General features: G+C 33.4%; 12 protein-coding genes. 9 read left to right on the plus strand and 3 right to left on the minus strand.

The window, feature by feature from the left end; genetic code table 11:
- Positions 1-89 precede the first annotated feature (89 nt).
- Positions 90-905 (minus strand): 2,3,4,5-tetrahydropyridine-2,6-dicarboxylate N-succinyltransferase, encoded by an 816-nt coding sequence (locus tag ABD077_RS19195; protein WP_343913860.1) that lies wholly within the window; start codon positions 903-905, stop codon positions 90-92.
- Positions 906-1,031: 126 nt separating this feature from the next.
- Between ABD077_RS19195 and ruvX the strand changes: the two genes are divergently transcribed.
- The 5 genes from ruvX (at position 1,032) to yidC (ending at position 6,427) form a co-directional block, all read left to right on the plus strand.
- A complete protein-coding gene (gene ruvX / locus ABD077_RS19200; RefSeq protein WP_343913861.1) occupies positions 1,032-1,442 on the plus strand; it encodes a Holliday junction resolvase RuvX in 411 nt (136 codons plus the stop codon).
- Positions 1,443-1,483: 41 nt separating this feature from the next.
- Positions 1,484-2,074 carry a peptide deformylase gene (gene def, locus ABD077_RS19205; RefSeq protein ID WP_343913862.1) on the plus strand — a complete coding sequence of 197 codons (591 nt, stop codon included), beginning with the start codon at positions 1,484-1,486 and terminating at the stop codon, positions 2,072-2,074.
- A gap of 111 nt (positions 2,075-2,185) precedes the next feature.
- Entirely contained in the window at positions 2,186-2,605 is a 420-nt protein-coding gene (locus ABD077_RS19210; RefSeq protein ID WP_343913863.1) for a DUF5606 family protein, read from the plus strand.
- A 200-nt stretch (positions 2,606-2,805) separates the two neighbouring features.
- The gene (gene pyrG / locus ABD077_RS19215; RefSeq protein ID WP_343913864.1) at positions 2,806-4,449 is read left to right on the plus strand and encodes a CTP synthase; all 1,644 of its coding nucleotides are present in this window, start codon (positions 2,806-2,808) and stop codon (positions 4,447-4,449) included.
- Positions 4,450-4,540: 91 nt separating this feature from the next.
- Positions 4,541-6,427, plus strand: a complete 1,887-nt coding sequence (gene yidC, locus ABD077_RS19220) for a membrane protein insertase YidC (protein WP_343913865.1) — start codon at positions 4,541-4,543, stop codon at positions 6,425-6,427.
- Positions 6,428-6,497: 70 nt separating this feature from the next.
- Here the strand turns inward: yidC and ABD077_RS19225 are convergent, their stop codons facing one another.
- Entirely contained in the window at positions 6,498-7,490 is a 993-nt protein-coding gene (locus tag ABD077_RS19225) for a fasciclin domain-containing protein (protein ID WP_343913866.1), read from the minus strand.
- A 254-nt stretch (positions 7,491-7,744) separates the two neighbouring features.
- Between ABD077_RS19225 and ABD077_RS19230 the strand changes: the two genes are divergently transcribed.
- The 4 genes from ABD077_RS19230 to ABD077_RS19245 all read left to right on the plus strand — a co-directional run bounded on the left by ABD077_RS19230 (position 7,745) and on the right by ABD077_RS19245 (position 12,354).
- Positions 7,745-8,431, plus strand: a complete 687-nt coding sequence (locus ABD077_RS19230) for a toxin-antitoxin system YwqK family antitoxin (protein ID WP_343913867.1) — start codon at positions 7,745-7,747, stop codon at positions 8,429-8,431.
- Between the two features lie 143 nt (positions 8,432-8,574).
- A complete protein-coding gene (gene mnmA, locus ABD077_RS19235) occupies positions 8,575-9,762 on the plus strand; it encodes a tRNA 2-thiouridine(34) synthase MnmA (protein WP_343913868.1) in 1,188 nt (395 codons plus the stop codon).
- A 28-nt stretch (positions 9,763-9,790) separates the two neighbouring features.
- A complete protein-coding gene (locus ABD077_RS19240; protein WP_343913869.1) occupies positions 9,791-11,410 on the plus strand; it encodes a S8 family serine peptidase in 1,620 nt (539 codons plus the stop codon).
- On the plus strand, positions 11,410-12,354 hold the full coding sequence (locus ABD077_RS19245) for an NAD(P)H-dependent flavin oxidoreductase (RefSeq protein WP_343913870.1): 945 nt from the start codon (positions 11,410-11,412) through the stop codon (positions 12,352-12,354). Before ABD077_RS19240 ends, ABD077_RS19245 begins: the two co-directional genes overlap by 1 nt.
- Before the next feature lie 7 nt (positions 12,355-12,361).
- Here ABD077_RS19245 and ABD077_RS19250 read toward each other — a convergent pair whose 3' ends face one another.
- Entirely contained in the window at positions 12,362-13,648 is a 1,287-nt protein-coding gene (locus ABD077_RS19250; protein WP_343913871.1) for a glycosyltransferase, read from the minus strand.
- Positions 13,649-13,673: the final 25 nt, after the last annotated feature.

Below are 13,673 nucleotides of genomic sequence, written 5' to 3' on the forward strand. Positions count from 1 at the left end.
TTATCTTAATGTTTATTTATATATAAGTGTTAAAAAAATGAGCTTGTCTTTTACCAGACAAGCTCACAAGTATACTGATTTATTTCTAATTATACAGCTACATCATGTTCTCTTAGGGCGTCATTAAGAGAAGTCTTTTTGTTGGTACTCTCTTTTCTTTTACCAATAATTAATGCACAAGGGACATTATATTCTCCTGCTGCAAACTTCTTAGTATAGCTTCCTGGTATTACTACTGATCTAGCAGGTACCACTCCTTTCATTTCTACTGGTGTATCACCTGTAACATCTATAATTTTAGTAGAGGCTGTAAGTACAACATTAGCACCTAATACAGCTTCAGTTTCAACACGAACTCCTTCTACAACAATACATCGAGATCCAATAAACGCATTATCTTCAATAATTACTGGTGCTGCTTGTAGCGGTTCTAATACACCACCGATTCCAACTCCACCACTTAAGTGTACATTTTTTCCTATTTGAGCACAACTACCAACTGTAGCCCAAGTATCTACCATTGTTCCTTCGTCTACATAAGCTCCAATATTAACATAACTTGGCATTAAAATAGTTCCGGCGGAAATATATGCACCATGACGAGCAACAGCATTAGGTACTACACGAATCCCTTTGGCTTCATACCCTCTTTTTAATGGAATTTTGTCGTGATACTCAAAAATACCTGCTTCTAAGGTTTCCATTTTTTGAATTGGGAAATAAAGTACAACTCCCTTTTTTACCCATTCATTTACTTGCCATCCACTTTCTATAGGTTCTGCTACACGAAGGTCTCCAGCATCCAATAGGTCTACAACTTTTCTTATAGCCTCTTGTGTTTTTGATTCTTTTAAAAGCTCTCTGTTATCCCACGCTTTTTCTATGGTTTCTTTTAGTTGGTCCATGTATTAAAAAATTTTGGTAAAGATAATAGCTTCGATGGAAAAACATAGACAGATTAAATATTTTAGGATAGTCTTAATAATTCGCACTATATTATAATATTATCATACTTTTGCACAAAATAGTATATGGCAAGAATTCTGGCAATAGATTATGGAGCAAAACGATGTGGTATTGCAGTAACAGATGAATCTAAGATCATTGCATCTGGATTAACTACTGTGGATACAAAAGAATTACTGGGTTGGTTGCAAGATTATGTTGTTAGTGAAGAAGTAGAACTGTTTGTTGTGGGAGAACCTAAAAGGATGCATGGAGAGGCTTCCGAAAGTGAAAAGCTCATTCAACCGTTTTTAGAAAAATTATCAAAAATTTTGCCTGATATTCCGGTAAAAAGAATAGATGAGCGATTTACTTCTAAAATGGCTTTTGATACCATGATAGCAAGTGGGATATCTAAAAAGAAAAGGCGAGATAAGAAGTTAGTAGATCAAATTAGTGCCACTATTATATTACAGGATTATCTTTATAATTTATAGAGATATCGTTTACAAGAACAGAAAATAGAGAATATTATCATATGATTTTACCAATTGTAGCATACGGTGATCCGGTTTTAAAGAAGAAAGCAAAGGAAATTAATAAAGACTATCCGAAGCTTTCAGAATTGTTAGAAAATATGTTTGAAACCATGTATAATGCACATGGCGTTGGATTAGCGGCTCCACAGATAGGACTTCCTATTCGTTTGTTTTTGGTGGACGCAGAACCTTTTGCGGATGATGATGAGCTTTCTGAAGAAGAAAAAGAAGTATTGACAGGATTTAGAAAAGTCTTTATAAACGCCACCATTATCGAAGAAACTGGAGAAGAATGGGGGTTTACAGAAGGTTGTCTAAGTATTCCAGATGTTCGTGAAGATGTCTTTAGAAAGGAAACGATCAAAATAAACTACTTCGATGAAAACTTTATAGAGCATACAGAAACTTTTAGTGGTTTGGCAGCTAGAGTAATACAACACGAGTATGATCATATCGAAGGAATTTTATTTACAGATAAACTATCCAGTCTTAAAAAGCGTTTGATTAAAGGAAAGCTAACGAATATCTCTAAAGGTAAGATCAATGCAGATTATAGAATGAAATTTCCGTTAGCTAAAAAGGGACGTTAACAGTTGATCGTATTTAATAAAAATATAGAAGTATCTTAATTATTTATGTTGGCTAAAGTTTGATTTTTAAAATTGAACTATTGATATTTGCCAACTTCGAAAAAGAAATTTATGAGCTTAGACAAAATTTTATCAATTTCTGGAAAACCAGGTTTATATGAATTAAAAGCGCAAACACGAAGTGGGTTTGTAGCCGAATCATTAGCAGATGGAAAAAAACTTTCTGTTAGTATTCAGAATAATGTTAGTATTCTTAGTGAGATTGCGATTTATACTTTTACTGAAGAAGTTCCTCTAAGAGAGATCTTTAAAAGGATTCAGGAAAAGGAAAAAGGTGAAAAAGCGATAAGTCATAAAGAGTCCAAAAATAAATTAGAATCATACTTTAGTGAAGTATTACCGGATTATGATGAAGATAGGGTGTATGTAAGTGATATGAAAAAAGTAATACAATGGTATAATATTCTACAAGCTAAAGGAATTACTGATTTCGAAGATCCGGAAGCATCAGGGTCTGATGAAGAGGAATAGCGACTTTTAAAAAATAAAAAGATCCCATCTAATTTAAGGTGGGATTTTTTATTATACATTCATTTTCAGTTTTTTATACTGTTGAAGAATTATGGATAAGTAATGCAAATATTGCCTAGTTTTCAATGCTTTATTTGGGTTCTTCTTTGTATTTTTGCGCAAAATTTAAACACAACCCTACAATAAATAGTAAAGTTTACATGGCTAATACCAAATATGTTTTTGTAACCGGAGGCGTATCATCATCTCTTGGAAAAGGAATTATAGCAGCTTCATTAGCAAAATTGCTTCAGGCGAGAGGATATAGAGTTACGATTCAAAAACTAGATCCCTATATAAATGTTGATCCGGGGACTTTAAATCCTTATGAACATGGAGAATGCTATGTAACTGATGATGGTGCAGAGACTGATTTAGATTTAGGGCATTACGAACGCTTTCTGAATACTCCTACTTCACAAGCAAATAATGTAACTACAGGTAGGATTTATCAGAGTGTTATCGAAAAAGAACGAAGAGGAGAGTTCTTAGGTAAAACTGTACAGGTAGTTCCTCATATTACAAATGAGATAAAAGAAAGAATACAAATTCTTGGAAAAAGTGGTAATTATGATATAGTCATTACAGAGATAGGAGGAACCGTTGGTGATATAGAGTCTTTACCTTATATAGAAGCAGTAAGGCAATTAAAATGGGAATTAGGAGATAACAATGCATTGGTTATTCATCTAACATTAATTCCGTATCTATCTGCTGCTGGTGAATTAAAGACAAAGCCTACTCAACATAGTGTGAAAACCTTAATGGAAAGCGGAATTAAGGCAGATATTTTGGTATGTCGTACCGAACACGAATTATCGGAAGATCTCAGAAGAAAACTAGCCTTATTCTGTAACGTTAAGAAAGAGGCAGTTATTCAGTCTATTGATGCTTCTACAATCTATGATGTACCTAATTTAATGCTAGAAGAAGGCTTAGATGCGGTCGTTTTAAGACAATTAGTGTTGCGAGACGATAATGTTCCTAATTTAGATAAATGGAATGATTTCCTGAAAAGACATAAAAATCCAAAATGTGAAGTAACTATTGGATTAATTGGTAAATATGTAGAATTGCAAGATTCTTACAAATCAATTTTAGAAGCATTTATTCATGCAGGAGCCGAGAATGAAGTAAAAGTGAATGTTGAGAGTATTCATTCAGAATATATCGATGATAAAACTATAGAAAATAAAATAGCACATTTAGATGGTGTTTTAGTAGCTCCAGGTTTTGGGGAAAGAGGAATAGAAGGCAAAATTAAGGCAGTTCAGTTTGCTAGGGAGAAAGGATTACCATTTTTCGGTATCTGTTTAGGAATGCAAATGGCAGTTATAGAATACTCTCGTAATGTTTTAGGTTTAAAGGATGCTTGTTCTGTTGAGGTAGACGAAAACACTGCTAATCCAGTTATTAGTTTAATGGAAGAGCAAAAGAATATTACCGATATGGGAGGCACGATGCGATTAGGATCGTGGGATTGTGAGCTAATTGAGAATAGTAAAGTGTCACAGGCTTATGGAACTTCTTTGATAGCTGAAAGACACCGTCATCGCTACGAATATAATGATCAATATAAAGCACAATTAGAAAAGGCAGGACTAAGAACTACAGGAGTGAATCCTAAAACTGGATTAGTAGAAATTATTGAAATCCCTGAGCATCCATGGTTTGTAGGTGTTCAATACCATCCAGAATATAAAAGTACAGTTGCAAATCCTCATCCTTTGTTTGTGGCATTTGTAAAAGCAGCCGTAGCGTATGCTAACTCCTCCAAAAGTGCCAAAGTGGCACAAAAATCTTAAGTGGCGAGATAATTGACAATGAAAAGTAACAAAAATTAAGAAAACGTGTCTGATTAGTTAATCATATACGAGAGTATTTATACACAGATCAATGGAAGAAAAGAAATTTGACCTTAATACAGTAATTGGATTTGTTCTAATATTTGGAATTTTTGCGTGGATGTTTTATATCAATAAACCTACACCAGAAGAAATTGAAGCTAAAAAAGCGGAACAAGAACAAGTTGAAGCTAAGAAAAATGAAAGTGATAATGTAGCAACCGATTTTGTTCCCGAAAGTAAAGCTGTAGCAGTAGATCCTAAAGATTCATTGGCAATGGTACAAGCTAAATCTACTTTAGGTGTAGTAGCTTATTCGGCTAGTTTGCCATCTGCAGTAGATAAGGTTACCACAATTGAAAATGAAGTTCTAAGTCTAAAGATTAATAACAAAGGAGGATATATTGAAGAAGCTTTACTTAAGAACTTCAAAACGTATGATTCTGTTCCGTTATATTTAATCAAAGATGGAAAAAATGCATCTTTCAATTTGAATTTTGGAACTACAGACAATAGAATTTTAAATACGAGAGATCTTTTTTTCGAACCTTCATTGACCAAAAATGGTAAGAATAGTGTTTTATCTATGAAATGGAAGGTTTCAGAATCTCAATTTTTGGAATATCGTTATGAGTTGAAGCCTAATGAATATATGTTGGATTTTTCAATAAGATCACAAGGATTACAACAAGTATTTAATAGTAGTCAACCCGTAAACTTAGATTGGAAATTACAAGCGATAAGACAAGCTAAAAGTGCTTCTTATGAAAATCGTTACACTGATATTCATTATGAGTACGATGGAGGAAAGGATGATTTTACAGGACAAGGAGATTATGATGAGGATAAGGAAGAACAAGTTACTTGGATTGGATTTAAACAACATTTCTTTACGTCAGTACTTTTAACCGATACACCATTTAAAACAGCCACTCTTGCTTCTAAAAATATTGCAAATACCAGTGATTTAGATGATAAGAATATAAAGGTTACTAAAGAGTTTGCGGCTACAGTTCCTTTAGAGTTGAGCGGAGGAGAATTAAATTATAATATGGATTGGTATTATGGTCCTACGGACTATAAGATTTTAAGCTCTTATGATCGCAATCTTGATGAAATCGTACCATTAGGTTGGGGTATTTTTGGAGTAATTAATAGATATATCTTTATTCCTTTTTTTAGCTTACTAAGTGGTTTCTTACCTTATGGTATTGCTATTATCGTAATGACAATTGTAGTGAGAATTGTATTGTCTCCTGTAACCTATAAATCTTATGTTTCTCAGGCTAAAATGAAAATTTTACGTCCTGAAATCACTGAGATTAATGAAAAGTATAAAGACAATGCTATGAAGAAACAACAAGAAACGATGGCATTGTATAGCAAAGCAGGAGCAAGTCCAATGAGTGGTTGTTTACCAGCTTTGATGCAAATACCTGTTTTTTATGCCTTGTTTAATTTCTTTCCTAGTGCTTTTGATCTGAGACAGAAAAGTTTTTTATGGGCAGACGATTTATCTAGTTACGATACCATAGCAAAGCTTCCATTCGAAATTCCTTTCTATGGAGATCACATCAGCTTATTCCCAATATTAGCCTCTATTGCTATTTTTATTTATATGATGATGACTACAGGTCAAACCATGCAACAGCAGCAACCAGGAATGCCAAACATGAAGTTTATCATGTATTTATCACCATTGATGATGTTAGTATTCTTTAATAATTATGCGAGTGGATTATCGTTATACTATTTTATCTCTAACTTAATTACTATTGGTATTATGCTAGTAATTAAGAATGTTATTATCGATGAAGATAAAATTCATGCTAAAATTCAGGAGAATAAAAAGAAACCTAAAAAGCAAGGGAAGTTCCAGAAGAAAATGAAAGAATTAATGGAACAAGCAGAACAACAACAAAAAGCTAAAAAGAAATAATTTTTCTATTGATAAACCAAAAAATCCTGTTTTGTAAAAAAACAGGATTTTTTGGTTATAAATCTTTAGTTTAATTAATGAGTCCTGGATCAAATACGGGATTTAATAAAACCTTATCTATCAAATGAATTACTCCATTTGTAGTCTGAATGTTTGTTGAAACGATATTGCTTACAGTTGCTGGATCAGAACCATCAGACACAGTTTTTGCTGTAGCATTGATACTAACCTGACCACCAATGGTTGAAACATTACCATCTGTTAGGTTCTCTTCTCTAACATTTGCATCTGGTAGCACATGTAAGTTTAGAGCACTTTCTAAAGTGGTTTCTTCGATGTCAGCAGGTGTATTCCAGTCTACATTTGTAGCTAATAAATCATTAAAGGCAGCATTATTTGGAGCAAAAACAGTAAAAGGCCCATCTCCTTGCAGCGTAGTTACATAGTCAAAATTATAAGCCGATAATCCTTCAAGTAATCTTGATAAATTAGGATCAGCTGTAGCAAATGTTGTAAGATCGGGTAGTCCAATAACTGCATCTATTTTGTGTATAATTCCGTTTGAGGCAGCTATATCTGCTGTGCTTACTGTAGCAGAACCATTAAAAACTACTCCATCAGTAGTATTAAAGTATACGCTTAGAGCAGATCCGTTGGGTCCAGCAGTAGAAGAGGTTTGTTCATAACCAGCTGCATCATTGATCAGATCACTAGAGCTTATTTCTCCAGCGATTACATGATTTAGCAAAATTTGTTGTAATTCATCTGTTGGAACAGCATTTATGTCTGCATAATTATTTGCAGTTAAAAAAGCCTCCATAGCGGAATTGGTTGGAGCAAGAATGGTAAAAGGCCCATCACCATTTAACACAGACACTAAGTCTCCATCAGCTGTTGTAAGAGCTGAAACTAATAACGATAAATCGGAATCTCCTGTTGCAATAGTAACAACATTATCTGTTGGTATAACAACATCACCATCATCATCACTACCACAAGAATAAGTACCTAGTACCAATACTGTACAAAAAACAGCATAGGTAAATTTTGAAATAATTTTCATTTTTTTGAGTTTTAAAAGTTTATTTGTTCATTAGACTCAACGGGGCATCATTTTTTTATATTTTTAATGATTAGTTAAACATACGTTAACAAAGGTTGTTTTTAATATTTGAAGATTGTTTTTTTGGAAATTTTAGTGTTTTTTTTGTAAGAGCTTAGGGGTCTGAAAACATTTGTTTTCGCCATACAGACAGAATTTACATAATATTTGGTACACTTTTTGGATAAAAAAAGTTGTTAAAATTGAATAATACTATGCGAAATATATATACGTTATTTTTATTCTTTATTTTTTTTATAAGTATAGGACATTCTCAGGAATTTAATGCCTTTGACAAAGAAGGTAAAAGACATGGTAGATGGCAAAAAAAATACGATAATAGTGATCAAATCAGGTATGAAGGCACTTTTAACCATGGTAAAGAAATAGGAGAATTCAAATTTTACAAACCAAATAGTGGAAATGTACCAACCGCAATAAAAATATTTTCAAAAGATAATGATAGTGTGCAAATTAAGTATTACACGGCCAGAGGAAAAGTGATTAGTGAAGGAAAGATGTTGGGTAAAGATCGCGTAGGGACATGGGTATATTATCATAGAGGGTCTACAAAAGTAATGATGACCGAGGAGTATAAGCTCGGTAAGCTCGATGGTGAGCAGAAAACGTATTTCGAAAGTGGACAGCTTACCGAAAAGACTATTTATGAAAAAGGTGAAAAACAAGGTAAAAGGATAGTGTATTCTGAAAAAGGTATTATGATTAAGGAGTTTACCTACGAAAACGATCAATTGCATGGCATTACAAAATATTATGATGCAAATGGAAATGTGCAAATAGAAGGTAATTACAAAAGAGATAGGAAAGACGGAATATGGAATTATTATGAAAATGGTAAACTAATTGAACAAAAGAGATTTCCAATCGAAAAAAATAGATGATAGCATAAGATTTAAAAATAAAGTCATAGATAAAACCTTAAAGTAATGCATGAGCGTTACTTTTTTTATTTATTATTTTTGCAAAAGATTTTAGGTGAGATTTTTAGTTTAACAGATTAGTAAGAAAGAAGAAAATTAATATAATGAAAAGGGTAGTGGTAGGTTTATCAGGTGGAGTAGATTCTAGTGTAGCAGCTTATCTTTTAAAAAAGCAAGGTTATGAGGTTATTGGCCTTTTTATGAAAAATTGGCATGATGACTCTGTTACTATTTCTGATGAATGCCCTTGGTTAGATGATAGTAATGATGCATTACTGGTTGCTGAGAAATTGGGAATTCCTTTTCAAACAGTAGACTTAAGCGAGGAATATAAAGAGCGGATAGTTGATTACATGTTTAATGAGTATGAAAAGGGCAGAACACCAAACCCAGATGTTTTGTGTAATCGAGAAATCAAGTTCGATGTTTTCTTAAAAATAGCTTTATCCTTAGGAGCGGATTATGTAGCTACAGGACATTATTGTAGAAAAGATACGATTATAGAAAATGATAAAGAAGTATATAGATTATTAGCAGGAAAAGATCCTAATAAAGATCAATCGTACTTTTTATGTCAGTTATCTCAAGAGCAATTGGCAAAGACATTATTTCCAGTAGGAGAATTATTAAAGCCAGAAGTAAGAGAAATTGCAAAAGAGCAAAATTTAATTACTGCTGATAAGAAAGATTCTCAAGGGCTTTGCTTTATAGGAAAAGTAAGATTACCAGAGTTTCTTCAACAAAAGTTACAGCCTAAACAAGGTTATATTATTGAAATACCTTCTTCTGAAGAAATGTATCGTAAAAGTGTTCCGAATTTCACCTCTAAACAGGAAGAATTAGAGTTTTTATCAACAAAATACAAGTATAACGTAAATGATGGGAAAGTAGTAGGTAAACATCAAGGAGCTCATTATTATACAAAAGGTCAACGCAAAGGGTTAGCTGTCGGAGGTACTCCCGAACCCCTATTTGTAATAGAAACAGATGTCGAAACTAATGTGATCTATACAGGTCAAGGTAAATCTCATCCTGGATTATACAGGAAAGCATTATTTATCAGTAATGATGAATTACATTGGATAAGACCAGATCTCAAACTGGATGTAGACGAAGAATTACAAGTGATGGCTAGAATTCGTTATAGACAGCCGTTGAACAAAGCTACCTTACATCAGGTAGACAGTGGTATGTATATTGTTTTCGACAATGCTCAAAGCGCTATTACCGAAGGGCAATTTGTCGCTTGGTATATCGATGATGAATTAGTTGGATCAGGAGTAATTTCGTAACTTAGAAAGCTTTTAAATTACTCATGAAATGAAAAATATAATTACCCTGTTTATTGTCTTATGCGTTCAGCTGTGTATTGGGCAAACGGAAGATGCCTGGATCTATTTAACAGACAAGGAAGATGTGGCAAGTTCTATTGCAAATCCAATTTCTATTTTAACGCAAAAATCAATAGATAGAAAAGCTCGTCATAATATCATTATTGATGAAAAAGATGTTCCTGTAAATGAGAATTACATTGATCAGCTTAAAAATGCGAATGGTATTACGGTATTGGCAAAATCTAAATGGTTTAATTGTGTTTATGTAAGAGGAGATAAGGCAAATGTTGATGATTTATTGAATTTAAGTTTTGTAAGTGCTATCGAATTTGCGGATAGATCTTTGAATACTAAAAGATTTAGGCCTCTACATAAGGATAGTTTTGCTGAAAGAAATAATAAATTTGAAGTGAAAACTTCATTTGATTATGGAAATGCTACAGAACAAATAGAGCAATTAAATGCTGAATACCTTCATCAGATCGATTATACTGGAACAGGAATGACAATTGCAGTTATGGATTCAGGTTTTCCAGGTGTCAATACTATAGATGGTTTCAAACGTGCTAGAGATAATGGAAGAATATTAGATGGTTATGATTTTGTAAGACGTGATGACAATGAGTTTGCTTTTTCTGGAAGTTCCCATGGAACACAAACCTTTAGTGATATTGCCGGTTTTATAGACGGACAATTTGTAGGAACTGCCCCAGATGCGAACTACTATTTATTTATTACTGAAGATGTGGCAACAGAAGGTCCAAAAGAAGAATCTTTATGGGTAGAAGCAGCAGAAAGAGCTGATAGTTTAGGTGTAGATGTTATTAATACTTCTCTCGGATATTCTAATGGATTTGATAATCCGGCATATGAATATACTACCTCCGATATGGATGGACAAACTACTTTTATTTCTCGAGGAGCCAATATTGCCTTCGAAAAAGGAATGCTTCTAGTATCATCTGCAGGAAACACTGGGAGTTCTAGTTGGGGAATTATTACATCTCCAGGAGATGCTCCGGGAGTATTAACAGTTGGAGCAATTAATGCCTTAGGGAATTATGCTTCCTTTAGCTCAAGAGGACCTACTGCAGATAATAGGGTTAAACCCGATGTTGTCGCCCGAGGACAGAGCGCTGCGGTAATTAGATCTGATAATTCAGTTTCAGTCAGTAATGGTACTTCTTTTAGTTCCCCAATTATGGCTGGAGCTGTTGCATGCTTATGGCAGGCATTTCCTTCCATGACGAATGTAGAAATTATGCAGTTGATAAGAGAGTCTTCATCCTTATATGCCAATCCAACGAATCAACTAGGGTATGGAATACCAAACTTTAAAAGCATAGTTCAGAGCTTATCAGTTAATGATAACGTCTTGGAAGATATAAGAGTTTATCCAAATCCAGTCAGTAATAAATTATTTTTTGATGTTAGTTCTGCAAAACCCCTTAAAATTAGAATTTTTACAACTGAGGGCAAACTGGTGAAGACCGAAGTATTAGAAAAGACTAATACAATATTATTAGATAATCTAGCTAATGGTTTGTATTTGTTGGAATTAGTGATAGATAATTCTATAAACACACTGAAGATATCCAAATATTAATGAATAGAATCAAAGATCTTTTTAAAATTCAATACCCGATTATACAGGGAGGAATGATTTGGGCAAGTGGCTATAAGCTTGCTAGTGCTGTTAGTAATTCTGGAGGATTAGGACTTATTGGAGCAGGCTCCATGTACCCAGATGTTTTACGAGAGCATATTCAAAAATGTAAAAAGGCAACAGATAAACCTTTTGGAGTAAATGTTCCGATGTTGTACCCTAATCTTCAGGAGATAATAGAAATAATTATTGAAGAAGGTGTTAAAGTGGTTTTTACATCAGCTGGTAATCCTAAAACATATACATCATTTTTAAAGTCTAAGGGTATTACTGTGGTTCATGTAGTAAGTAGTTTAAAGTTTGCTTTAAAAGCGCAAGAAGCCGGAGTAGATGCAGTGGTGGCAGAGGGATTTGAAGCTGGAGGGCATAATGGTAGGGATGAAACAACCACCTTAACCTTAATCCCTATGGTTAAAGAAGTAATTAAGATTCCCTTGATTGCTGCTGGCGGAATAGCAACGGGAGCTTCAATGTATGCAGTAATGTCGTTAGGAGCAGATGGAGTTCAGATAGGAAGTCGTTTTGTGGCAAGTGAAGAAGCTTCTTCACATCGAGACTTTAAACAAATGGTAGTTGACGCAAAAGAAGGAGATACACATCTTACTTTAAAGGAATTAGCGCCGGTGAGATTACTCAAAAATAAATTTTACCAGGATGTAATGGAGCTATATTCTAAAGGTCCTTCAATTGAAGAACTAAAAGAATTATTAGGGCGTGCAAGAGCTAAAAAGGGAATGTTTGAAGGAGATCTTGTAGAAGGAGAGTTAGAAATTGGTCAGGTATCTGGATTAATTAATGACATAAAGCCGGTAGAAGAAATAATGAAAAAATTGATTTTGGATTTTGAGGCTACCAAAGAAAAAATGGAACAAGTAGAAATTTAGTTATGGATTACGACAAGAGGTTTTCTATATGTTTTTCGCAAATTTCTAAAGTTTTATAAGAGTTCAATATACTTTGTAATCGTTTTACATTCTCTTTATAGGTGTCAGTAGTTAAAATTTGGGATACAGCTTCTTTGATAGAATAGCTTCTGGGTCTTTCCGTTTTTAAATCTATACCTAGTCCACAATAATCAATCCGAGCGCATATTTCATTCTTACCTTCATTAATTCCTGCAGTAACCATTGGAATACCATGTTTAATACTAATCATAGAACTTCCATATCCACCATTTGTGATAAACACATCAGTAAATGGCATAATCACTTCAAAGGGAATAAAATCTTCGATGTGGATATTGTTATGTGGATATTGGTGTTGTAGGGACGCAGTATCATTATTCCCGGTTACTACAACAATATTATAAGGTTCATTTTTAAAAGCTTCCAAGGAAGGAATGGTTAATTTTTTATGGTTCTTTTCTACGGTACCTTGAGATATCAAAATTGTTTTTTTCTTGGGATCTAATAACGTTTTCCAATCTTTTTCTTCTTTGACTATTGACTTTTTAGTCCAAGTATTTAGTGCTCCAACATATTTTATAGTTTTTGGAACAAAATTTCTTGGGTAATCCATTTCAGGGACACCATTTTGTAAAAAAACAGTAGCATTCAATGGAGAAATATCGAATATATTGTGATCTTCTGGAGGTAAATTTAAACTCTCTAATAATTGATTGTAAGCCAATTTAGTTTCTTTAAAAATTAACTTCTCGGCCATTAACTTTATAAAATTTTGTTTTCGCTTACTTAAAAAGTTATTTGCTGGTTGGTGTCCAAGTCCATATTGCGGAATATCTGGTGCTGATAATGCTAAAGGTACAACACCAATACCAACTGCAGGAATTTTTAATTTGTCTTTTACAATGGTTCCTGGGAAAGTATTGTCAAATACCAAAAGATCGAAAGGAAAAGAACGAAAAAGATCTGCTACATCCTCGTAGTAATCTTTCATTCGATTTATAAAAAGATTTATAATGTCAAATTTAATATGAGAAATTCCCTTTAATTTCTTTCTCTCTGGATAAGCTTCGTCTAGCTCTGAGATTTTAATCTCTTTAGCTTTGACAAAAGGAATATAGGTAATATCCATTTGTTTTAGTTTCTTTTCGTAAGTTTTCCCAGTATACCATCTTACATCATATCCTTTATTTTTTAGATACACAGCTAATTCTGTCATTGGGTTAAAATGACCATCTGCAGGAATGCATGCAAACAAAATTTTTTTCTGAGGCATATGGTATATAGTTGAAAAAATTACA

The organism is Aquimarina litoralis (assembly GCF_039523995.1).
Taxonomy (GTDB): domain Bacteria; phylum Bacteroidota; class Bacteroidia; order Flavobacteriales; family Flavobacteriaceae; genus Aquimarina; species Aquimarina litoralis.